The 799-nt window shown below is 58.2% G+C and carries 1 protein-coding gene; it reads left to right on the top strand.

The genetic code is table 11. The features are described from left to right. Window positions 1-799 (top strand): transposase (locus ABD76_RS28960; RefSeq protein ID WP_197260314.1); only part of this gene is annotated, 799 nt, incomplete at both ends.

The raw sequence follows: 799 nt of genomic DNA, 5'->3' as shown, positions 1-799 counted from the left end.
TGCGGAAGATAACCGCTGGGTATTGCTGGCCCAGATGATTCCGTGGTGGAAGCTCGAAGAGAAATATGCGAAGAACTTTAAGAAGAGCCTCAAGGGTCAAAAGGCCGTATCGATCCGTGTCGCGCTCGGCGCCCTCATTATTCAGGAGCGGCTCGGCACCGACGATCGGGAGACGCTTCGTCAGATTCTGGAGAACCCGTATCTGCAGTACTTCCTCGGTCTGCCGGAATACCAGTACCGCCGTCCGTTTCACCATTCTCTCATGACACACTTCCGCAAGCGGCTGGGCGGCGAGATCCTTGATGAAGTGAATGAGTGGATCGCCCTTGAAGAAGCGCGCAAGTCCAGCGAATCGGATGATTCATCGGACGACAATGAACCTGGCAGCGGAACTGCCGCAGCGTCCGACGAGCCGTCAGAACCGCAGCCGCGGCAGATGGAACTGACGAACGAGGGCGAACTGCTGCTGGATGCGACCTGCGCGCCGGCGGACATCGCCTACCCGACGGATCTGTCTCTTCTGAATCAGGCCAGAGAAAAGCTGGAGAAAATCATCGACATCCTGCATGAACCGGAACGCGGAAAGACTCGCAAGCCAAGAACATACCGGGAGCGTGCCCGCAAAGCCTATCTGGCGATTGCCAAGCAAAGGCGCGTGAAGCCGCGCACGATGCGCAAAGCAATCGGCAAGCAGTTGCGGTTCGTTTCCCGCAATCTGCGCATCATCGCCGAACTTGCCTCCACGGGCGGCCTGACGCGGCTGCCACGCCGCATGTACAAGGAACTTCTGGTCATTCAG

The organism is Paenibacillus dendritiformis (genome assembly GCF_015845845.1).
Lineage (GTDB): Bacteria > Bacillota > Bacilli > Paenibacillales > Paenibacillaceae > Paenibacillus_B > Paenibacillus_B dendritiformis_C.
This window is presented reverse-complemented; position numbering and strand designations above follow the sequence as displayed.